Origin of the sequence: Pseudomonas morbosilactucae, from assembly GCF_023241665.1 — a bacterium.
Lineage (GTDB): Bacteria > Pseudomonadota > Gammaproteobacteria > Pseudomonadales > Pseudomonadaceae > Aquipseudomonas > Aquipseudomonas morbosilactucae.
In genome coordinates, this window is the sequence record NZ_JALQCX010000006.1 from 36,072 (window position 1) to 55,745 (window position 19,674).

The following is a 19,674-nucleotide window of genomic DNA, read 5'->3' on the forward strand; positions in this document are numbered from 1 at the left end:
GTTCAAGCGTGTTTTTTGCCCAGCAGGTAAGAGAGGCTGACGAACAGCACCGACACGCCCAGGATCAGGGTCGAAACGGCATTGACGTCGGGTGTCACGCCCATGCGCAACAGGCCGAAGATGAAGATCGGCAAGGTGGTGGTGCCGGCCTGGGAAACCATCATCGAGATCACGAAGTTATCCAGGGAGACGATAAATGCCAGCATCAGCCCGGAGACGATCCCCGGCGTCAGCAGGGGCAGGGTGACCTTGTGAAAGGTCCGCCACGGGCCGGCGTACAGGTCCGCCGAGGCCTGTTCCAGGGACAGGTCCATGTCGTTGAGGCGGGCGCGGATCGGCAGGTAGGCGAAGGGGATGCAGAACACCGTGTGGGCGATGATCAGGTTGCCGTAGCCCAGGGACAGGCCAATGCTGGAAAACAGCGCCAGGGTGGCGACGCCGACGACGATTTCCGGCAGCACCAGGGGCAGCATGATGGCGCCCATGGACAGTTGCAGGCCCTTGAACTTGGCACCGCGCGAAGTGCCCAGGGCGGCCAGGGTGGCAAGCGCAGTGGCGATCATGCTGGCGCACACGGCAATCAGCAGGCTGTTGCCGGCGGCCTGGCGCAGGGCCTGGTTGGCGAAGGCGGCGCGGTACCAGTCCAGGCTGAAACCGCTCCACACCGTGGCCGACTGGTTGGCGTTGAAGGAGAACACCACCAGCACCAGGATCGGTGCGTAGAGGTACAGGTAGAACAAAAAGCTGAAGCCGCCGAACCCTGGGAAGTCCTGCACGCCCAGACGGTTGGCTTTGAAAAGTCGGCGCATCATGCACCTCCCTGGACAGCGCGCTGGCGCTTGGCGCGCAGGGCATACACCGTCAGTACCAGCATCACCGCCGCCATCAACACCAGTGACAGAGCGGCCCCCAATGGCCAGTTACGCGCATCGCTGAACTGTCGGAAGATCAGGTTGCCGAGCATCATCCGCGTACCGCCGCCCAACAGTTCCGGGGCGACCATGGCCCCGAGGCAGGGCACGAACGTGAGGATGGCCCCGGCCAGGATCCCCGGCTTGGCAATGGGCAGCACCACCTTGCGCAAGGTGCGCAGCCGCCCGGCGTAGAGGTCCTGGGCGGCTTCCAGCAGGCGGATGTCCATCTTTTCCAGGGTGGCGTAGATCGGCAGCACCACGAAGGGCGCGTAGGTGTAGACCAGCCCCAGCAGCACCGCGCCGTCGGTGTAGAGCAGTTGCAGCGGTTGCTCGATCAGCCCCAGGCCCATCAGGCTGTTGTTGATCACCCCGGTGTTGCGCAGCAGCAGGATCCAGGCGTAGGTGCGGATCAGCAGGTTGGCCCAGAACGGTACGGTGATCAGGAAGATCAGCAGGCCACGCCTGTTCGGCGGTTGCATGGCCAGCCACACCGCCACCGGAAAGCCGATCAGCAGGGTGATGAGGGTGGTCAGCCCGGCGATGCCGATGGAGCGCAGGGCGATGACCAGGTAGGCGTCAGCGAAGGCCAGGCTGTCGTCCAGCTGCCGCTCGTAGAGCAGGGCGGTGTAGGCGTCCTGGCTGAAGACCGGATTGACCCCGCCGTAGGGGTTGGCCTCCATCAGTGAGTAGCCGACGACGATCAGCATCGGCACGATCAGAAACAGGCCGATGGCGACCAGCGCCGGGCTGACCCCCAGGACATTGCCCAGGGCCTTGCGCCGTTCCAGGGTGTTGCACAGGGTTGAGGCGTGCATGGCGAATCCTCGTGTTCAATCCAGCAGGACGCTGGCGCTGCCACGGTCGAAGCGCAAACCGGCACGGCTGCCCACGACGTGGCGCTGGCTGTGATCGACGCTGTTGGGCGTACGCACGGTGAGGCGTGAACCGTCGCTGAGGCTGACCTGGTATTGCAGGTCGGTGCCGAGGTAAATCTGCGCTTCGATCCGGCATGGCAACGCACCTTCGCTGCCGTCGGCCACCAGGTGCAGGCGTTCGGGCCGGACCGACAGGGTCACCCGGGCCCCGACCTGTGCATCGTTGCAAGGTTGCGCCGGCAGCGGATGCCCGGCGGGGCCGGTGAACCAGGCGAGGCCGGCTTCCACCCGGGTCACGTGGCCCTGGATAAAGTTGGTCTCACCGATAAAGTCGGCGACGAAGCGGTTGCGCGGATGCTCGTAGATCGCTTGCGGCGGGCCGACCTGTTGCACTTCACCGTCGGCGAGCACGGCGATACGGTCGGACAGGGTCAGGGCTTCTTCCTGATCGTGGGTGACGAAAATAAAGGTGATGCCAGTCTGGGTCTGGATGGCCTTGAGTTCTTCGCGCATGGCCTGGCGCAGCTTGAGGTCCAGGGCCGACAGCGGCTCGTCCAGCAGCAATACCTTGGGGTGGGGCGCCAGGGCGCGGGCCAGTGCGACACGTTGCTGCTGGCCGCCGGAGAGTTGGCCGGGCTTGCGCTTGGCAAAGGCTTCCATCTGCACCAGGGCCAGCATTTCCCGCACGCGTTCGGCGATTCGCGCTTTGTTCAGGACTTGGCCCATGGGCTGGGATTCCAGGCCGAAGGCCAGGTTCTCGGCAATGGTCATGTGGGGGAACAACGCGTAGTGCTGGAACACGGTGTTCACCGGGCGCTGATAAGGCGGTCGGTCGGCGATGTTTTCGCCGTAGAGCAGGATCTCGCCCTGGGTCGGAAACTCGAAGCCGGCGATCATCCGCAGCAGGGTGGTTTTGCCGCAGCCGGAGGGGCCCAGCAGGGTGAAGAATTCGTTGTCGCGGATATCCAGGTCGATGTTTTTCAGGGCCACCGGGCCGCTGTCCGGGTCACCGTAGACTTTGCGCACCGCGCGCACAGACACCGCCATCGTTTGCAGCGAATGCAGGGCATTCATGGGTTACCTCCGATTCCCCCATCGCCTGTGCCGAGGTGCTGTGAGCGCCGTATCGTCAGGCCATGGATCTTATTTTTCTGGGCAGGATCGAGATGAATTCGGGTGTGCAGCGAGCCGCTTTTTTCGCGCCCTTGTGGGCTTTTATTCTGCGGTTGTGGGCCGATTATCAGTGAGGGGTTGCGGGGGCGAAACTTCAATTTTAACATAGCAGCTGTTAATTAATTTAATAGCAAAAGGCGCCCCAAGCCATGGCTGATCAGCGTTTGCCGCCCTTGAATGCCGTCCGTGCCTTTGATGCAGCCGCCCGCTTGGGCAGCTATGTTGAAGCCTCTAAAGCCTTGCACGTGACCCAGCCTGCCATTGGCCGCCATGTGCGCTTGCTGGAGGAGTGGCTAGGCGTCCAGCTGTTCGAACGCACCTCTCGCGGGGTCATCCTGACCCTGGCCGGGGAGAAGTATCACCGCAAGATCGCCTCGGCCTTGCAGCTCATTATCGAGGCCGGCAAGGAGTTGCAACCCAAGGGGGGCGAGCGCTGGCTGCGGATTATGGTGGTGCCGGGCTTCGCCAAGCGCTGGCTGACGCCTCGGCTGGAAGCACTGCGCCACCTGCGCCCAGGCTTGAAATTCGCCATCGAACCCAACTCGACCTTTACTGAAGTGGACGCCAAAAGCAGCGACCTGGGCATCGCCTACGGCCTGGACGGGCAATACGCCGAGTCTCGCGCGACCTTGATCTGCCCCCGGGTTTTCCCCATCTGCACCCCGGCTTACCTGGCCAGTATCGAACCGCTGTCGTGCCCGGCCGATTTGCTCAAGCATGAGTTGATCCACTTCGACGACGGTGAGTGGTGGAACATGTGGTTCGCCGCCAATGGCCTGGAGATCCAGCTCACCTCGGACCTGATTTACGTCAACAATGACCACGCCCTGTCGGTGGCGGAAAGCGGGCAGGGCATCGCCTTGGCCAATGAGGTGCTGGTGCGCGAGGAGCTCAAGGCGGGGACCCTGGTACGGGCCCTGGAGGATCAGGTGAAGCTGGAAAGCTACCGGATACTGACGCCGTCGGCGGTGCTGACGGCGGATGTGCAGTGGTTTATCCAGTGGCTGAAAACCGAGCTGGAGCAGGACTTTCCTGAGGCGGTGATTGCGCACGAATGAGCCGGGCTCATTCGTGCGCACGGTGCTTGGCCCGTGGGGCTTGTGTCAGGCCAGTTGGAAGCGCCCGGTGTTGTCACTCAAGGCCCGGCTGCCGAGGCTCAGGGTATCCGCCGCGAGGTTCACCGCCCGTGCACCTTCCAGTAGCCGCAACGCCGCCTGATCCACTTGCTGGATATTGCTGCTGACTTCGTCGGCGGTGCTGGCCTGTTCTTCTACCGCCGTGGCGATTTGCGCCAGGGTATCGGTGACGCCTTGCACGGCGTTGGCGATTTCCACCAGACGTTCACCCAGGCCTGTCACTGATTGCGCATCGCTTTGCGCCTGGCCACAGGCGGCCTCCATCAGGCTGACCGCTTCATTCACCGTGCTGCGCAGGCTGTCCACGGTGCCGGCGATCTGCGCGGTGGAAGATTGAGTACGTTGCGACAAGCTGCGCACTTCATCGGCCACCACGGCAAAACCGCGGCCCTGTTCACCGGCCCGCGCGGCTTCAATCGCCGCGTTGAGCGCCAGCAAGTTGGTTTGCTCGGCCACGCCGCGAATGGTGTCCACCACCAACTGAATCTGTTGCCCTTGCTCACTGACTCGGCCCAGTGCCGCAGCGGTGTCGTTCAGGCGCTGGTTGAGTTGTTGGATGCTGGCGGTGGTGCGCTGGCTGTCGCGGCTGCTTTCGGCGGCAATCCGTCGTGTGTGCTGAGCGCTGCCGGAGGCCTGTTCGCAACTCTGGGCCACCCCTTGCGAGGTGGCGGCCAGTTGGGTGGCGGCGGCAGCGATCTGGCTGATCTGTTGCTGCTGGGCTTCGACTTCACCCAAGGCGCCGCTGGAGTGATCGTTGAGGCTGCGCACAGCGTTACCCAGTTGCAGGGTTTCGTGGTCCACGCCCTGCAGGCTGGCGCGCAGTTGCACCACCGCGACATTCAGCGCGGTGCTGATGGCCGCCAGTTCGTCACGGCCGTGCACCGGCACTTGCAGGCACAGGTTGCCGTCGCGCAGGGCTTCGGCCAGCAGGGTGATGCCGCTGGCGCTGCGGCGGATCGCCGCCTGCAGGCAGATGAACAGGTAGAGCGCTGCCAGTACCAGGCAGCCGAGGACCGTGGCCACCAGGATAAATTGGCGCAGGGCCGAGCCCTGGTGCTGATCCAGGCGGCTGTCGAGTGCCTTCAACGAGGTTTGGCGCAGGGCCGCGAGGTTGCCCAGCAAGGCATCGAGATTGCGTTCGAAGTCTTCCGGCTTGAGGTTGATGCTGCCGCCGAACACGCCGTCGTCGAGGACTTTGAGGGTGGCGTCGAGGTGCTTCAGACTGCCTTGATACTGCCCGGCCCAGGCGTTCAGTTCACTGGGCAGGCGAGCCTCCAGCAGGCTACCGGTCTTCACCAATTGTTCCCGAGCATCGCCGATGCGGCTGCGCAAATCGCGCAGTTGCAGGCGGCTTTGCAGGGTGAATTGCCCGGACACCACCGAGGCCTGGCCGACGCTGGCCAGGCGCCCGACGCGTTCGATCAGGTCGGGTGCGTGCTGGGTGGAGATCTGCGTCAGTAGATAGGTTTCCAGCCAAGGGGCGAGGGTCAGGCGGTTGTCCATGGCGATCTGTTCGCGCAGGGCTTGCAGGGCACTCAAGGCGCTGGTGAAGCGGTCATAACCGTCCGGCCACCAGCCGACGCTGCTCAGGCTCTTGGAGTCGAGCCCATTCAGTGCCGTTTGCAGGGCCTGGTAGCGGCTCAGGATCGGCGCTTCGGCACCTTCCTTTTGCAGGGCCTCGCCCAACTCGCTGGCGGCCTGGGTCAGTGCGGGTTGCACGGCATCGAACGCGCCCATGGCGGCGACCGTGGCAGGTGTTGGCTGGCGATTGGTTTCCGTGGCGCGCCAGCGTGCTGCGCGGTCACGTTGGGCGGCCAGCAGGTTGTCGAGGTTATCCAGGGCCAGCAGTTGACGCACCCCGGCGCGTTCCCCGGCGACCAGGCTCAGCTTGTCGCGGTAGTCCTGGCCGATCATCCACAGGCTGCCCAGCAACGGCAGGATAAACAGCAGGAACAGCAGCTGAAACTTGCGGGCGAAACCGAAACGCCCAAGCAGTCGAATCCCCGGTGCTAGAAAAAGATGCATTCGACAGTTCCCCCAAGGCACCACGCACCACTGGCGTGCGATCGCGGCCTTTGGCCTCGACTCTGTGCCCTTGTAAAAAGGCCTCGGAAAGTGCGCCAGTGCAGCCTTTGTCGGGCCAGCGCTGTAGCGATACTTCCCATTTTCGGCCCCCTTTGTAAGGCGACCGGGTTAGGACGGTTGGGGGAGCAAGATTCAGACCATGGCGATGGGCTATCAGTCGGAAGATTCAACAAAGGTCGGTCGTTAGCAAGCTAATGGGATGGCGTGCCTGCACTGAAAAATGGCACATTGGCGCACCTGCACCTGTGCACCCATCCGCTGTACGGAAATTCTCATGGCTATCAGCAATGCCCAGCCCGTCCCGACGACGGCGCCCACTCCCTCGCAAAGCAGCCCGTTGGTCATGCGCATCATTGGTGCGGTGGCGTTGGCGCATTTGATCAATGACCTGATCCAGGCGGTGCTGCCGTCGATCTATCCGATGCTCAAGACCAACTACGGCCTGAGCTTTACCCAGGTCGGCCTGATTACCCTGACCTTCCAGCTCACTGCCTCGTTGCTGCAACCCTGGGTGGGCTACTACACCGATCGCCACCCCAAGCCGTTCCTGTTGCCGGCGGGCATGGTCTGCACCCTGGTGGGTATTTTGCTGATGTCTCAGGCCGGTAGCTTCGCCATGATCCTCCTGGCGTCAGGCCTGATCGGCATCGGTTCCTCGACCTTTCACCCGGAAGCCTCGCGGGTGGCACGCCTGGCCTCGGGCGGGCGTTTCGGCCTGGCGCAGTCGACCTTCCAGGTCGGTGGCAATGCCGGGACTGCATTCGGCCCGCTGCTGGCCGCGGCGATCATCATTCCCTACGGCCAGGGCAACGTCGCCTGGTTCGGGCTGTTCGCGGTCTTTGCCCTGGTGGTGCTCTATGCCATCAGCCGCTGGTACGCCAACCACCTGAAGCTGTTCAAGCTCAAGCAGGGCCAGGCCGCGACCCACGGTTTGTCCCGGAACCGGGTGATGGGTGCGCTGGTGGTGCTGGGGATGCTGGTGTTCTCCAAGTACTTCTACATGTCCAGCCTGACCAGCTACTTCACCTTCTACTTGATTGAGAAGTTCGACCTGTCCATGGCCAGCTCTCAGTTGCATCTGTTCTTGTTCTTGGGGGCGGTGGCGGCGGGGACCTTCTTTGGCGGGCCAATCGGCGACAAGATCGGGCGCAAGGCGGTGATCTGGTTCTCGATCCTCGGCGTGGCACCGTTCACCCTGTTGCTGCCCCATGTGGACCTGTTCTGGACCAGCGTACTCAGCGTGGTGATCGGCTTCATCCTGGCTTCGGCGTTCTCGGCCATCGTGGTTTACGCCCAGGAACTGGTGCCGGGTAACGTGGGCATGATTGCCGGGGTGTTTTTCGGCCTGATGTTCGGTTTTGGCGGGATTGGCGCGGCGCTGCTGGGGCGTCTGGCGGACATTCATGGCATCGAGTACGTGTACTTTCTGTGCTCGTTCCTGCCGTTGTTCGGCGTGCTGGCGATCTTCCTGCCGCGCACTCGCAAAGCCTGAAGCCCTTTGCTGGAGCGGCTGGCGTGACAGCACCTCGAGCAGAAAATCCGGGCATAAAAAAACCGCGTATTCACGCGGTTTTTTTGTGCGGTACGGCTTAGACGTTGAAGCGGAAGTGCATCACGTCGCCGTCCTTGACGATGTATTCCTTGCCTTCCAGGCGCCATTTACCGGCTTCCTTGGCACCGGCTTCACCCTTGAACTGGATGAAGTCGTTGTAGGCGATCACTTCGGCGCGGATAAAGCCTTTCTCGAAGTCGGTGTGGATCACGCCAGCGGCTTGTGGTGCGGTGGCACCGACGCGGACGGTCCAGGCGCGGACTTCTTCGACACCGGCGGTGAAGTAGGTCTGCAGGTGAAGCATTTCGTAGCCCGCGCGGATCACGCGGTTCAGGCCAGGCTCTTCCAGACCCAGGGCCTCGAGGAACATGTCTTTCTCTTCACCGTCGTCGAGCTCGGCGATTTCTGCTTCGATCTTGTTGCAGACCGGAACAACCATCGCGCCTTCTTCTTCGGCAATGGCCTTGACCACGTCCAGGTGCGGGTTGTTCTCGAAACCGTCTTCCGCGACGTTGGCGATGTACATGACCGGCTTGGTGGTCAGCAGGTGGAAGCCCTTGATCACGGCTTTCTCGTCGGTGCTCATGTTCTTCATCAGGCTGCGCGCAGGCTTGCCTTCGGTGAAGTGAGCGATCAGTTGCTCCAGCAGGGCTTTCTGAACGACGGCGTCCTTGTCACCACCCTTGGCGTTGCGAGTGACTTTCTGCAGTTGCTTTTCGCAGCTGTCGAGGTCGGCGAAGATCAGTTCCAGGTCGATGATTTCGATGTCGCGCTTCGGGTCGACGCTGTTGGAAACGTGGATCACGTTCTCGTCTTCGAAGCAGCGCACGACGTGGGCGATGGCATCGGTTTCGCGGATGTTGGCCAGGAACTTGTTGCCCAGGCCTTCACCTTTCGACGCGCCGGCCACCAGGCCTGCGATGTCGACGAATTCCATGGTGGTCGGCAGGATGCGCTTCGGATTGACGATGGCAGCCAGTGCGTCCAGTCGTGGGTCCGGCATCGGCACGATACCGCTGTTGGGCTCGATGGTGCAGAAGGGGAAGTTCTCGGCCGCGATCCCGGATTTGGTCAGGGCGTTGAACAGGGTGGACTTGCCGACGTTAGGCAGACCGACGATGCCGCAATTGAATCCCATGGTGTTTCCCCGAGGAGTTAGAGTCAGGCCTTCTGGCTGTGCAGGTTTTTCATCGCACGGTTCCATTCACCGGCGAAGATATCCGGCAGCACGCCGAGGGCAAAGTCGATGCTGGCATCGAGTTTTTCCTGTTCGGCGCGTGGCGCACGACCCAGGACAAAGTTTGAAACCATACTGGCAACGCCTGGGTGGCCAATGCCGAGCCGCAGACGGTGGAAGGTATTCTGATTACCGAGCTGCGCGATGATGTCCCGCAGTCCGTTGTGCCCGCCATGCCCGCCGCCGGTCTTGAGTTTGGCGACGCCGGGTGGCAAGTCGAGTTCGTCGTGGGCCACCAGGATCTCTTCCGGCGCGATGCGAAAGAAGCCGGCAAGTGCCGCTACGGCTTGGCCGCTGCGGTTCATGTAGGTGGTGGGGATCAACAGACGAATGTCCTGACCTTGGTGACTGAAGCGCCCGGTCAGGCCGAAATACTTGCGATCGGCGACAAGGCTGACACCTTGTTTGTCGGCGATGCGCTCAACAAAAAGGGCCCCTGCGTTATGCCGGGTCTGTTCGTATTCGGCGCCTGGATTACCCAGGCCAACGATCAGTTTGATGGCAGTCACGATAGGGGCCCTTCCTTTGGAGTGGTGGATGACATCGCCGCAACAGGGGCTGCGGCGAAAGTGGACGACAAGAGCTGATTTACCTTGCGGCAAACTTCGCGTTCTCGCCCGCTTTCTCGCTACGTTCCAGTCCGCGATGTATTCCGCTTACTCCGGCGTCAGAGTGAAATTACTCTGCAGCGCCTTCTGCTTCTGGAGCAACACGTGGTGCGTGGACGTTGGCTACTGCCAGGTCGTTGCCGTGTGCCAGAGCGACGAACTCAACGCCTTTAGGGGCCTTGATGTTCGACAGGTGAACGATGGTGCCGATTTCAGCGTCAGCCAGGTCGACTTCGATGAACTCAGGCAGGTCTTTCGGCAGGCAGGAAACTTCGATCTCGGCGATAACGTGCGAAACTTCGCCGCCTTTCTTGATCGGAGCTGCTTCGCCAACGAAGTGTACAGGCACGATAGCGGTCAGTTTCTGACCGGCTACAACGCGTACGAAGTCAGCGTGCAGTACGTGGCCTTTAGCCGGGTGACGTTGCAGTGCCTTGATGATGACGTTCTGCTTGGTGCCACCAACGTTCAGCTCGATGATGTGGCTGTAAGCCGCGTCGTTTTCGAGCAGTTTGGCAACTTCTTTGGCCAGCATGCTGATGGATTCAGGGGCTTTCTCGCCACCGTAAACTACAGCTGGAACCAGGCTTGCGAGACGACGCAGGCGGCGGCTCGCACCTTTCCCCAGGTCGGAACGCACTTCAGCATTCAGAGTAAAATCGTTCATGTTGTATCTCCAAAATAACCACATTCGCCCTAGCGTTTGCGACCAGCGCTAAAGGCGATATGGGCAAAAAAGCCCCGCCCCAGCAGGAATGCTGGGGCGGGGCGCTTTTCGTCATTGAGATGTTGGGCTAGGGCAGGGCCTTAGCGGAACATCGCACTGATCGATTCTTCGTTGCTGATGCGGCGAACCGCCTCGGCAACAACCGGTGCGATATCCAGTTGGCGGATACGCGCACAGGCTTGTGCTGCAGCGGACAGCGGGATGGTGTTAGTCACCACCAGCTCGTCCAGCACGGAATTTTCAATGTTCTCGATGGCTCGACCCGACAGCACAGGGTGTGTGCAGTAGGCAAAGACCTTGGCTGCGCCATGCTCTTTCAAGGCCTTGGCCGCGTGGCACAGAGTGCCGGCGGTATCGACCATGTCGTCGACCAGAATGCAGGTACGCCCTTCGACATCACCGATGATATGCATCACTTCAGAGTGATTGGCTTTCTCACGGCGCTTGTCGATGATCCCGAGATCCACGCCCAGGGACTTGGCCACGGCACGTGCACGCACGACGCCGCCAATGTCCGGGGACACGATCATCAGGTTCTCGAAGCGTTGGTCTTCGATGTCATCCACCAGTACGGGGGAGCCGTAGATGTTATCTACCGGAATATCGAAGAAGCCCTGAATCTGGTCAGCATGCAGGTCAACCGTGAGAACACGGTCAATGCCGACAACGGTGAGCATGTCAGCAACCACTTTCGCGCTGATAGCCACACGTGCGGAACGCGGACGGCGATCCTGACGGGCATAACCAAAATAAGGAATAACAGCAGTGATACGAGTTGCTGAGGAGCGGCGGAAGGCATCAGCCATCACGACGAGTTCCATCAGGTTATCGTTGGTCGGAGCGCAAGTCGGCTGGATAATGAAAACGTCTTTACCGCGGACATTTTCATTGATCTCGGCAGTAATTTCGCCGTCGAAAATTTTCCAACAGAGATGTCACCGAGAGGGATATGCAGCTGACGTACGACACGCCGAGCCAGATCGGGGTTAGCGTTCCCCGTAAAGACCATCATCTTGGACACGCGCAGTACCTGAAGGCTGAGGGTATACCTGGATGAGTATAGGAAAATGGCAGGGGCGGCTGGATTCGAACCAACGCATGGCAGGATCAAAACCTGCTGCCTTACCGCTTGGCGACGCCCCTGTATCTGTTGCTTGCAAGTGCCGAGCACTTGGTTCCTTTAGAGCAGACTTTGCAGCTTGCGATGCAACATTGAAATGTTGCTTCCTTTCGCTACAAACCCTGTAAGGGTCTCTGTCAGAAGGGCCGAGACTTTATCAGCTTCAGCTTTGCTTGGGAAGCCCCCAAACACACAACTTCCAGTGCCGGTTAGTTTTGCTTCGGTAAATTTACCTAGCAAATTCAATGCGTTACGTACATCTGGATAACGCCTTGCAACAACCGGCAAGCAGTCATTTCGACTGTTTCCCTTGGGAACGGGGCGCACTTTAATGGGCGGGGAGTTACGTGTCAACAGCGGATCCGAAAAAATTTCTGCTGTACTAACAGAGACTTGCGGCACCAGCACCAGATACCACGGTTCTTCGGGTTCCACAGGGGTGAGTTTCTCTCCCACGCCCTCGGCAAAAGCGGCATGCCCACGGACGAAAACCGGGACGTCGGCGCCTAGGGTCAGGCCCAGTGTGGCGAGACGATCTTCATCCCACCCCAACTGCCAAAGGTGGTTGAGCCCCAGCAATGTAGTGGCGGCGTTTGAACTGCCGCCGCCGATGCCGCCGCCCATGGGCAGGACCTTATCGATCCAGATGTCGATGCCCTGCGCACAGCCGGATTGTTCCTGCAGTTGTTTGGCCGCCCGCACAATGAGGTTGCTGTCGTGGGGCACACCAGGGAATTCGGTGTGCAGTTGGATCACACCGTCATCGCGCACGGCGAAGGTGATTTCATCGCCGTAGTCGAGAAACTGAAAGATCGTCTGCAATTCGTGATAGCCGTCCTCACGACGACCCAGGATATGCAGCATCAGGTTGAGTTTGGCGGGAGAGGGCAGGGTCAGGCGTGGAGCAGTCATGAATTTACTGCCCCAGCTTGCGCGGTTGCCATTCCTTGATCACCAGGGTGACATCAAGGTCGCTGCCGTGGAGCTTGATTCGCTCCGGCAGCCAATAGCCGTTCTGCTCGGCATAACTCAGGTATTCGACCTGCCAGCCATCCTGTTCGAGACCGGCCAGGCGGCTATCGCCATTCAAGGTCAGGCGGCTTTTGCTCTCCGGCGCAGGCAGCCCACGCACCCACCAGGCCAAATGAGACACTGGCAACTTCCAGCCGAGTTGCTCTTCCAGCAGGGCTTCCGGCGTGGTGGCGTCAAAACGGCCCTGGTTGGCGACTTCCAGCGACACCTGACCCGGGCGACCGGTCAAGCGAGCCGCACCGCGACCCAGGGGGCCAGACAGGCGGATGTCGTAGTAATCCTGGCGTTGCAGCCAGAACAGGGTGCCACTGCCGGAATCCTTGGGTGCGCGAATGCCGATTTTTCCGTTGATCTGCCAGCCATCGAGGCTGCTCAGCTGTTCTTTGTGCGCTCGCCATTGTGTTGGGGTGCCCTGGCCTTGGACGGACTCTCGAGCACCAAAGCCCGCGCAACCGGCGAGCAGGGCGATAAAACTGAAAACGATAATGTGGCGCAAAAACATGGTCTTAAAGGGTCTCTGATCCGGTCAGGCGCTTGATGGTGCTGCGCAAAATAGGGCTGTCGGGCTGTTCCTTGAGGAACTTGCTCCAGATCTGTCTGGCTTCCCGTTGCTTGCCATTGGCCCAGAGCACTTCACCCAGGTGTGCAGCCACTTCCTGGTCGGGGAAACGCTCCAGGGCCTGGCGCAGCAGGCGCTCGGCTTCGTCGAGGTTGCCCAGGCGATAGTTGACCCAGCCCAGGCTGTCGAGGACTGCCGGGTCTTCCGGGTTCAGCTCATGGGCTTTTTCGATCAGTTCCTTGGCTTCCGCATAGCGGGTGGTGCGGTCCGACAGGGTATAGCCCAGGGCGTTGAGGGCCATGGCATTGTCGGGGTCGCGCTTAATGATCAGGCGCAGGTCCTTTTCCATCTGCGCCAGGTCATTGCGCTTTTCCGCCTGCATGGCCCGGGTGTAAAGCAGGTTCAGGTCGTCCGGGTATTGCAGCAGGGCTTGTTGGAGGATTTTCCAGGCGCGATCCCCTTGGTCATTGGCCGAGAGGGTTTCGGCTTCGACCAGGTACAACTGGATGGCGTAGTCGGGCTGGGCGTCGCGGGCAGCGGCCAGGCGCTTTTCGGCCTCGTCGGTACGGCCGTTGTTCATCAGGATATCGGCCTGGCGCAGTTGCGCCGGCAGGTAATCGTTGCCCGCGCCAACCTGGGCGTACTCGACCAGGGCACCCTGCGGATCGTTGAGCTCTTCTGCGATGCGACCCAGGTTCAGGTGGGCCGAATCGACATGGCTTTCACGAGCGATCAAGTCTTCCAGGTAACCCTTGGCTTCTTGCCAAGCCTTGGCTTCCAGGCACACCAGCGCCAGGGAGTAACGCAGTTCGTCGTCTTCCGGGTACTGCTGCACCAAACTCGAGAACTGAGTCTTGGCGTCGTCCATGCGGTCCTGCTCCACCAGCATGCGGGCGTAGGTCAGGCGCAGGCGCTTGTCGTCCGGGTACTTGCGGATGCTTTTTTCCAGCAGCGGCAGCGCTTCCTTGCCACGGTCGAGGCTTTGCAGCAGGCGAGCGCGCAACAACAGCGGCGCGACTTCACCGTCTTCCGGTGGGTTCTGCTCCAACAGGGTGAGGGCACCCTTGGCGTCGCCGTCCTGTTGCATCAGCAGGGCCTTGCCGAAAATCAACTGGCTGTTATTCGGGTGTTTCACCAGCAAGCGGTCGAAGCTCTTGACCAGGCCATTGCGGGTGTCCTGGTCGGTATCGGCAGCCGACAAGGCGAGGAAGTCGAAATGGGTGTCGCCCTTGCCCTGCAGGACTTTCTCCATATACACCATGGAGTCGTCATAGCGGCCGGCGCGAGCCAGTTGAATCGCCGCAGCCCGCTGTGCTTCCAGGTCGTCCGGGGCGTTTTTCGCCCAGATCAGCGAGGTGTCCAGCGCTGCCTGGTCAGCGCCCAGGTACTCGGCGATGCGAAAGGCACGCTCGGAAATGCCCGGGTCCTGGGTGTTGATGGCCTGGGTCACGTAGTTGTCCAGGGCAATGTCGAAGCGATTGCGCTGGCCGGCCAGTTCCGCGCTTAGCAGGCTGAACACGGTTTCTTCACTGAAGGAAGAATAAACCTTGGGCTTTTCAGGGGCTGGAGTGCTGTCTTCAACCGGCGGCGTACCGTCCGACGAAACGGGAGCCAATGACTGGCAGCCGCTGAGGAAGACAAAGGCGAGGAGCAACGCGGAAGATCTATTCATATAGGAAGAGGACGACTAACCTGCGGTCGGATCATCATGACACAAGCCTTCGGCCAAACATAACCGAGACTCAACGGGGAGCCAGAACAGAGGCCGTCTATTAGGACAATAGTCGACGGTGGTTGTTCTGAATCTTTCGAAGTAGGACAATTGTCGGCTTCTCGACATCATCAGCGACCTTGAATGGCCTTCCTTGCACTCGGTATTAACCACAAGACTGCTTCAGTAGACGTCCGCGAGCGCGTGGCCTTTACCCCTGAGCAGTTGGTTGAGGCCTTGCAGCAGCTCTGCCGCCTCACCGACAGCCGCGAAGCTGCGATCCTCTCCACCTGCAATCGCAGTGAGCTTTATATAGAGCAGGATCACCTGTCGGCGGATATCGTGCTGCGTTGGCTGGCCGATTATCACCATTTGAGCCTGGATGAGCTGCGTTCGAGTGCTTATGTGCACGAAGATGATGCGGCAGTTCGTCACATGATGCGCGTCGCCTCCGGGCTGGATTCGCTGGTGCTGGGCGAACCGCAGATCCTCGGGCAAATGAAGTCGGCCTACGCCGTGGCTCGGGAAGCCGGCACCATTGGCCCGCTGCTCGGTCGCTTGTTCCAGGCCACGTTCAGCGCCGCCAAGCAGGTGCGCACGGACACCGCCATTGGTGAGAACCCAGTATCGGTGGCCTTTGCCGCGGTGAGCCTGGCGAAACAGATTTTCAGTGACCTGCAACGCAGCCAGGCCTTGCTGATCGGGGCCGGCGAGACCATTACCCTGGTGGCCCGTCACCTGCACGACCTGGGGGTCAAGCGTATCGTCGTGGCCAACCGAACCCTGGAGCGGGCCAGCATCCTGGCCGAACAATTTGGTGCCCACGCCGTGTTGCTTTCGGACATTCCCCAGGAGCTGGTGCACAGCGATATCGTCATCAGTTCCACCGCCAGCCAGTTGCCGATCCTCGGCAAGGGCGCTGTGGAAAGCGCTCTGAAGCTGCGCAAGCACAAGCCGATTTTCATGGTGGATATCGCTGTTCCCCGGGATATCGAGCCAGAAGTCGGCGAGTTGGACGACGTTTATCTCTACACCGTCGACGACCTCCACGAAGTGGTCGCGGAAAACCTCAAGAGCCGCCAGGGTGCTGCCCAGGCCGCCGAAGAGCTGGTGACCATCGGCGCCGAAGATTTCATGGTGCGCCTGCGCGAGCTGGCGGCGGTTGATGTGCTCAAGGCCTACCGCCAACAGAGCGAGCGCTTGCGCGACGAAGAATTGCAAAAGGCCCAGCGCCTGCTGGCCAATGGCGCGAGCGCCGAGGACGTGCTGGTGCAACTGGCCCGTGGCCTGACCAACAAATTGCTGCACGCGCCGAGCGTGCAGTTGAAAAAGCTGTCCGCCGAAGGCCGCCTCGATGCGCTGGCCATGGCCCAAGAACTCTTTGCCCTCGGAGAGGGCCCTTCGGATAAAACCCCGCAATGAAAGCGTCACTGCTCAATAAGCTGGACATTCTCCAGGACCGTTTCGAGGAATTGACCGCCTTGCTCGGTGATGGCGAAGTCATCTCCGATCAGACCAAATTCCGCGCCTATTCCAAGGAATACGCCGAAGTCGAGCCGATCGTCGCCGCCTATAAACAGGTGCTCAAGGTGCAGTCTGACCTTGAAGGCGCCCAGGCGCTGCTCAAGGACAGCGACCCGGACATGCGGGAAATGGCCGTGGAAGAAGTTCGCGAAGCCAAAGAGCAATTGCTGGAACTGGAAAGCACCCTGCAACGCATGCTGCTGCCCAAGGACCCCAATGACGGGCGCAACGTGTTCCTGGAAATCCGCGCCGGCACCGGTGGTGACGAGGCGGCGATCTTCTCCGGCGACCTGTTCCGCATGTATTCGCGCTACGCGGAGCGTCGTGGGTGGCGCCTGGAGATCCTCTCGGAAAACGAGGGCGAACACGGCGGCTATAAAGAAGTCATTGCCCGGGTCGAAGGCGACAACGTCTACGGCAAGCTCAAGTTCGAATCCGGTGCCCATCGCGTGCAGCGGGTCCCGGCCACTGAATCCCAAGGGCGCATTCACACCTCGGCCTGCACCGTGGCGGTATTGCCCGAGCCGGACGAGCAGGAAGCCATCGAGATCAACCCGGCGGACTTGCGTGTCGACACTTACCGCTCCTCGGGCGCCGGTGGCCAGCACGTGAACAAGACCGACTCGGCGATCCGCATTACCCACCTTCCCACGGGGATTGTGGTGGAGTGCCAGGAAGAGCGCTCCCAGCACAAGAACCGTGCCCGGGCCATGTCCTGGCTGTCGGCCAAACTGAATGACCAGCAGACCAGCGCCGCGGCCAACGCCATCGCCAGCGAGCGCAAGTTGCTGGTGGGTTCCGGTGACCGTTCCGAGCGGATTCGCACTTACAACTTTCCCCAGGGCCGGGTCACCGACCATCGGGTCAACCTGACCCTGTATTCCCTGGATGAAATCCTCGCCGGTGGCGTCGAAGCGGTGATCGAACCGTTGCTGGCCGAGTACCAGGCGGACCAACTTGCGGCTTTGGGTGAGTAAATGACCATCATTGCCAGCCTGCTGCGCGCAGCCGAGTTGCCTGATTCCCCGACCGCCCGCCTGGACGCCGAGCTGCTGCTGGCGGCTGCCCTAGGCAAGTCCCGTAGTTTTCTCCACACCTGGCCCGAGCGCATCGTGCCCAGCGAGGCCGCGCTGGTGTTCGCCGAGTACCTGCAACGCCGCCGCTCCGGCGAGCCGGTGGCCTACATCCTCGGCCAACAGGGGTTCTGGAAGCTTGATCTGGAAGTGGCGCCCCACACCCTGATCCCGCGGCCGGACACCGAGTTGCTGGTGGAAACAGCCCTGGATCTGTTGCCGGCGACCCCGGCCAAGGTGCTGGACCTGGGCACCGGCAGCGGTGCGATTGCCCTGGCCCTCGCCAGCGAGCGTCCGGCCTGGAATGTCACGGCGGTGGATCGGGTGCTGGAAGCCGTGGCCCTGGCCGAGCGCAATCGCCAGCGCCTGCAGTTGCATAACGTCAGCGTACTCAACAGCCACTGGTTCGGCGCCTTGCAGGGCCAGCGTTATCAGTTGATTGTCAGCAACCCGCCCTACATTGCGGCCGCCGATCCCCATCTGGCGGCCGGTGATGTGCGCTTCGAACCTGAAAGCGCCCTGGTCGCCGGTCATGACGGCCTGGACGATCTGCGCCTGATCATTGCCCAGGCGCCGCAGCACCTTGCGGCGGGCGGCTGGTTGATGCTCGAACATGGCTACGATCAGGCCGTGGCGGTGCGTGACCTGCTGCTCAGCCAAGGCTTTATCGAGGTTCACAGCCGCGTTGACCTCGGGGGCCATGAACGCATCAGCCTGGGGCGCCTGCCGTGCTGAACGATCAGGAGCTGTTGCGCTATAGCCGGCAGATTCTGTTGCAGCACGTCGACATCGAAGGCCAGTTGCGCCTGAAAAACAGCCGGGTGCTGATCGTCGGTCTCGGCGGCCTCGGCGCGCCGGTCGCGTTGTACCTGGCGGCCGCGGGGGTGGGCGAGCTGCACTTGGCGGATTTCGACAGCGTCGACCTGACCAACCTGCAACGTCAGATCATTCACGACACCGCCAGCGTCGGCATGAGCAAGGTCGACTCGGCCATGGCGCGCTTGAGCGCCCTCAACCCACAGATCCAGTTGCTGCCAAGGCGCACTGCGCTGGATGAGGATTCCCTGGCCGCAGCGGTGGCCGCCGTGGACCTGGTGCTTGATTGCAGCGATAACTTCACCACCCGTGAGTCGGTCAACGCCGCCTGTGTGGCGGCGGGCAAACCCTTGGTCAGCGGCGCGGCGATTCGCCTGGAAGGGCAACTGTCGGTGTTCGATCCACGGCGCCCGGAAAGCCCCTGCTACCACTGCCTGTACGGGCATGGCAGCGAGGCTGAACTGACCTGCAGCGAAGCCGGCGTGCTGGGCCCCTTGGTGGGCTTGGTCGGCAGCCTGCAAGCCTTGGAGGCGCTAAAGCTGCTGGCTGGGTTCGGTGAACCGCTGGTGGGCCGCCTGTTGCTGATCGATGCCTTGGGCACGCGCTTTCGCGAGTTGCGGGTCAAGCGCGACCCAGGCTGCAGCGTCTGTGGGTCGCACCATGGGTGAAGCGCCCATCGGCGTTTTCGATTCCGGCGTTGGCGGCCTGTCGGTGCTGGCCGAAATTCAGCAACGCCTGCCTCAGGAATCGTTGTTGTATTTCGGCGATTGCGGGCACATTCCCTACGGCGAAAAATCCCCTGAATTCATTCGCGAGCGCTGCAGCGTGATGGCGCGCTTTTTTCACCAGCAAGGCGCCAAGGCCCTGGTGCTGGCGTGCAATACCGCCACGGTGGCCGGGGTGGCCGATTTACGTCGTGATTACCCCGATTGGCCCATCGTCGGCATGGAGCCGGCGGTCAAGCCGGCGGCTGCGGCTACCCGCAGCGGCGTGGTTGGCGTGCTGGCCACCACCGGCACCTTGCAGAGCGCCAAGTTTGCCGCCTTGCTTGATCGTTTCGCCACCGATATGAAAGTCATCACCCAACCTTGCCCGGGGTTGGTGGAGCGGATCGAAGACGGCGACTTGCACAGCCCGGTCCTGCGCGGGCTATTGCAAGGCTATGTGGAGCCGTTGCTGGCCGCCGGTTGCGACACCATCATCCTGGGCTGCACCCACTATCCCTTCCTCAAGCCTTTGCTCAAGCAGATGCTGGCCGACGATATCAGCCTGATCGACACCGGCGCTGCAGTGGCGCGGCAACTCCAGCGCTTGCTGGACGAGCGTGGGCTACTGGCTTCAGGTCCTGCACGTGACACTCGCTTCTGGACCAGTGGCAATGTGCAGCACTTCGCCCAGGTCTTGCCCGTGTTATGGCAGGGTGCTGGCGCGGTACAGGCGTTTCCCGGTTAATCCCCATCCAGCAAAAAATTCGAATCGGCGCTGAACTTCTGTTTCGGCGCAGATTTCTATACGCCCTGTACGACCTTGTA

At 61.5% G+C, this 19,674-nt stretch carries 17 protein-coding genes, 1 tRNA gene and 1 pseudogene; 7 read left to right on the plus strand and 12 right to left on the minus strand.

Annotation, left to right across the window (positions count from 1 at the left end; genetic code table 11):
- Nucleotides 1–2: 2 nt before the first annotated feature.
- The 3 genes from M1B35_RS03605 to M1B35_RS03615 are packed head-to-tail and all read right to left on the minus strand — an operon-like array spanning nt 3 to nt 2,863.
- Complete coding sequence (locus M1B35_RS03605) at nt 3–812, minus strand: ABC transporter permease (RefSeq protein ID WP_123337878.1); 810 nt, start codon at nt 810–812, stop codon at nt 3–5.
- On the minus strand, nt 809–1,729 hold the full coding sequence (locus M1B35_RS03610) for an ABC transporter permease (protein WP_123337876.1): 921 nt from the start codon (nt 1,727–1,729) through the stop codon (nt 809–811). Before M1B35_RS03610 ends, M1B35_RS03605 begins: the two co-directional genes overlap by 4 nt.
- Before the next feature lie 15 nt (nt 1,730–1,744).
- Entirely contained in the window at nt 1,745–2,863 is a 1,119-nt protein-coding gene (locus M1B35_RS03615) for an ABC transporter ATP-binding protein (protein WP_268261246.1), read from the minus strand.
- A gap of 248 nt (nt 2,864–3,111) precedes the next feature.
- Between M1B35_RS03615 and M1B35_RS03620 the strand changes: the two genes are divergently transcribed.
- The gene (locus tag M1B35_RS03620) at nt 3,112–4,020 is read left to right on the plus strand and encodes a LysR substrate-binding domain-containing protein (protein WP_123337872.1); all 909 of its coding nucleotides are present in this window, start codon (nt 3,112–3,114) and stop codon (nt 4,018–4,020) included.
- A 45-nt stretch (nt 4,021–4,065) separates the two neighbouring features.
- Here M1B35_RS03620 and M1B35_RS03625 read toward each other — a convergent pair whose 3' ends face one another.
- Entirely contained in the window at nt 4,066–6,123 is a 2,058-nt protein-coding gene (locus M1B35_RS03625) for a methyl-accepting chemotaxis protein (protein ID WP_123337871.1), read from the minus strand.
- Nucleotides 6,124–6,457: 334 nt separating this feature from the next.
- Here M1B35_RS03625 and M1B35_RS03630 point away from each other — a divergent pair, with 334 nt between their 5' ends.
- Nucleotides 6,458–7,675 (plus strand): MFS transporter, encoded by a 1,218-nt coding sequence (locus M1B35_RS03630; RefSeq protein ID WP_123337869.1) that lies wholly within the window; start codon nt 6,458–6,460, stop codon nt 7,673–7,675.
- A 97-nt stretch (nt 7,676–7,772) separates the two neighbouring features.
- On the opposite strand, the gene ychF is transcribed toward M1B35_RS03630, so the two are convergent.
- The 8 genes and pseudogenes from ychF to M1B35_RS03670 all read right to left on the minus strand — a co-directional run bounded on the left by ychF (nt 7,773) and on the right by M1B35_RS03670 (nt 14,690).
- A complete protein-coding gene (gene ychF / locus M1B35_RS03635) occupies nt 7,773–8,873 on the minus strand; it encodes a redox-regulated ATPase YchF (RefSeq protein WP_123337866.1) in 1,101 nt (366 codons plus the stop codon).
- A 23-nt stretch (nt 8,874–8,896) separates the two neighbouring features.
- Nucleotides 8,897–9,481 (minus strand): aminoacyl-tRNA hydrolase, encoded by a 585-nt coding sequence (gene pth, locus M1B35_RS03640; protein WP_123337864.1) that lies wholly within the window; start codon nt 9,479–9,481, stop codon nt 8,897–8,899.
- Between the two features lie 169 nt (nt 9,482–9,650).
- A complete protein-coding gene (locus M1B35_RS03645) occupies nt 9,651–10,247 on the minus strand; it encodes a 50S ribosomal protein L25/general stress protein Ctc (RefSeq protein WP_123337863.1) in 597 nt (198 codons plus the stop codon).
- 140 nt (nt 10,248–10,387) lie between these two features.
- Nucleotides 10,388–11,328 (minus strand): annotated as a pseudogene (locus M1B35_RS03650) (ribose-phosphate pyrophosphokinase).
- Between the two features lie 47 nt (nt 11,329–11,375).
- Nucleotides 11,376–11,450 (minus strand) — tRNA-Gln (locus M1B35_RS03655).
- 37 nt (nt 11,451–11,487) lie between these two features.
- Nucleotides 11,488–12,339, minus strand: a complete 852-nt coding sequence (gene ispE / locus M1B35_RS03660; RefSeq protein WP_268261247.1) for a 4-(cytidine 5'-diphospho)-2-C-methyl-D-erythritol kinase — start codon at nt 12,337–12,339, stop codon at nt 11,488–11,490.
- A gap of 4 nt (nt 12,340–12,343) precedes the next feature.
- The gene (gene lolB / locus M1B35_RS03665) at nt 12,344–12,961 is read right to left on the minus strand and encodes a lipoprotein insertase outer membrane protein LolB (RefSeq protein ID WP_268261248.1); all 618 of its coding nucleotides are present in this window, start codon (nt 12,959–12,961) and stop codon (nt 12,344–12,346) included.
- A gap of 4 nt (nt 12,962–12,965) precedes the next feature.
- Nucleotides 12,966–14,690: a tetratricopeptide repeat protein gene (locus M1B35_RS03670; RefSeq protein ID WP_123337857.1), complete on the minus strand. Its 1,725-nt coding sequence runs from the start codon at nt 14,688–14,690 to the stop codon at nt 12,966–12,968.
- 183 nt (nt 14,691–14,873) lie between these two features.
- On the opposite strand from M1B35_RS03670, the gene hemA reads away from it, so the two are divergent.
- The 5 genes from hemA to murI are packed head-to-tail and all read left to right on the plus strand — an operon-like array spanning nt 14,874 to nt 19,594.
- The gene (gene hemA, locus M1B35_RS03675; RefSeq protein ID WP_123337855.1) at nt 14,874–16,151 is read left to right on the plus strand and encodes a glutamyl-tRNA reductase; all 1,278 of its coding nucleotides are present in this window, start codon (nt 14,874–14,876) and stop codon (nt 16,149–16,151) included.
- Nucleotides 16,148–17,230: a peptide chain release factor 1 gene (prfA, locus tag M1B35_RS03680; protein WP_123337853.1), complete on the plus strand. Its 1,083-nt coding sequence runs from the start codon at nt 16,148–16,150 to the stop codon at nt 17,228–17,230. The genes hemA and prfA overlap by 4 nt, the downstream gene beginning before the upstream one ends.
- Entirely contained in the window at nt 17,231–18,061 is an 831-nt protein-coding gene (prmC, locus tag M1B35_RS03685) for a peptide chain release factor N(5)-glutamine methyltransferase (RefSeq protein ID WP_123337852.1), read from the plus strand.
- Nucleotides 18,055–18,810, plus strand: a complete 756-nt coding sequence (locus M1B35_RS03690; RefSeq protein ID WP_123337850.1) for a molybdopterin-synthase adenylyltransferase MoeB — start codon at nt 18,055–18,057, stop codon at nt 18,808–18,810. Before prmC ends, M1B35_RS03690 begins: the two co-directional genes overlap by 7 nt.
- The gene (murI, locus tag M1B35_RS03695) at nt 18,803–19,594 is read left to right on the plus strand and encodes a glutamate racemase (protein ID WP_268261249.1); all 792 of its coding nucleotides are present in this window, start codon (nt 18,803–18,805) and stop codon (nt 19,592–19,594) included. The genes M1B35_RS03690 and murI overlap by 8 nt, the downstream gene beginning before the upstream one ends.
- The last annotated feature ends 80 nt before the right edge of the window (nt 19,595–19,674 follow it).

Bases quoted from the DNA above. Each gene is read 5' to 3' on its own strand.
- M1B35_RS03645 (WP_123337863.1), bottom strand. From the start codon at position 10,247: ATGAACGATTTTACTCTGAATGCTGAAGTGCGTTCCGACCTGGGGAAA.
- prfA (WP_123337853.1), top strand. From the start codon at position 16,148: ATGAAAGCGTCACTGCTCAATAAGCTGGACATTCTCCAGGACCGTTTC.
- M1B35_RS03620 (WP_123337872.1), top strand. From the start codon at position 3,112: ATGGCTGATCAGCGTTTGCCGCCCTTGAATGCCGTCCGTGCCTTTGAT.
- ychF (WP_123337866.1), bottom strand. From the start codon at position 8,873: ATGGGATTCAATTGCGGCATCGTCGGTCTGCCTAACGTCGGCAAGTCC.
- M1B35_RS03630 (WP_123337869.1), top strand. From the start codon at position 6,458: ATGGCTATCAGCAATGCCCAGCCCGTCCCGACGACGGCGCCCACTCCC.
- M1B35_RS03610 (WP_123337876.1), bottom strand. From the start codon at position 1,729: ATGCACGCCTCAACCCTGTGCAACACCCTGGAACGGCGCAAGGCCCTG.
- ispE (WP_268261247.1), bottom strand. From the start codon at position 12,339: ATGACTGCTCCACGCCTGACCCTGCCCTCTCCCGCCAAACTCAACCTG.
- M1B35_RS03625 (WP_123337871.1), bottom strand. From the start codon at position 6,123: ATGCATCTTTTTCTAGCACCGGGGATTCGACTGCTTGGGCGTTTCGGT.
- hemA (WP_123337855.1), top strand. From the start codon at position 14,874: ATGGCCTTCCTTGCACTCGGTATTAACCACAAGACTGCTTCAGTAGAC.
- M1B35_RS03670 (WP_123337857.1), bottom strand. From the start codon at position 14,690: ATGAATAGATCTTCCGCGTTGCTCCTCGCCTTTGTCTTCCTCAGCGGC.
- M1B35_RS03615 (WP_268261246.1), bottom strand. From the start codon at position 2,863: ATGAATGCCCTGCATTCGCTGCAAACGATGGCGGTGTCTGTGCGCGCG.
- murI (WP_268261249.1), top strand. From the start codon at position 18,803: ATGGGTGAAGCGCCCATCGGCGTTTTCGATTCCGGCGTTGGCGGCCTG.
- lolB (WP_268261248.1), bottom strand. From the start codon at position 12,961: ATGTTTTTGCGCCACATTATCGTTTTCAGTTTTATCGCCCTGCTCGCC.
- M1B35_RS03605 (WP_123337878.1), bottom strand. From the start codon at position 812: ATGATGCGCCGACTTTTCAAAGCCAACCGTCTGGGCGTGCAGGACTTC.
- prmC (WP_123337852.1), top strand. From the start codon at position 17,231: ATGACCATCATTGCCAGCCTGCTGCGCGCAGCCGAGTTGCCTGATTCC.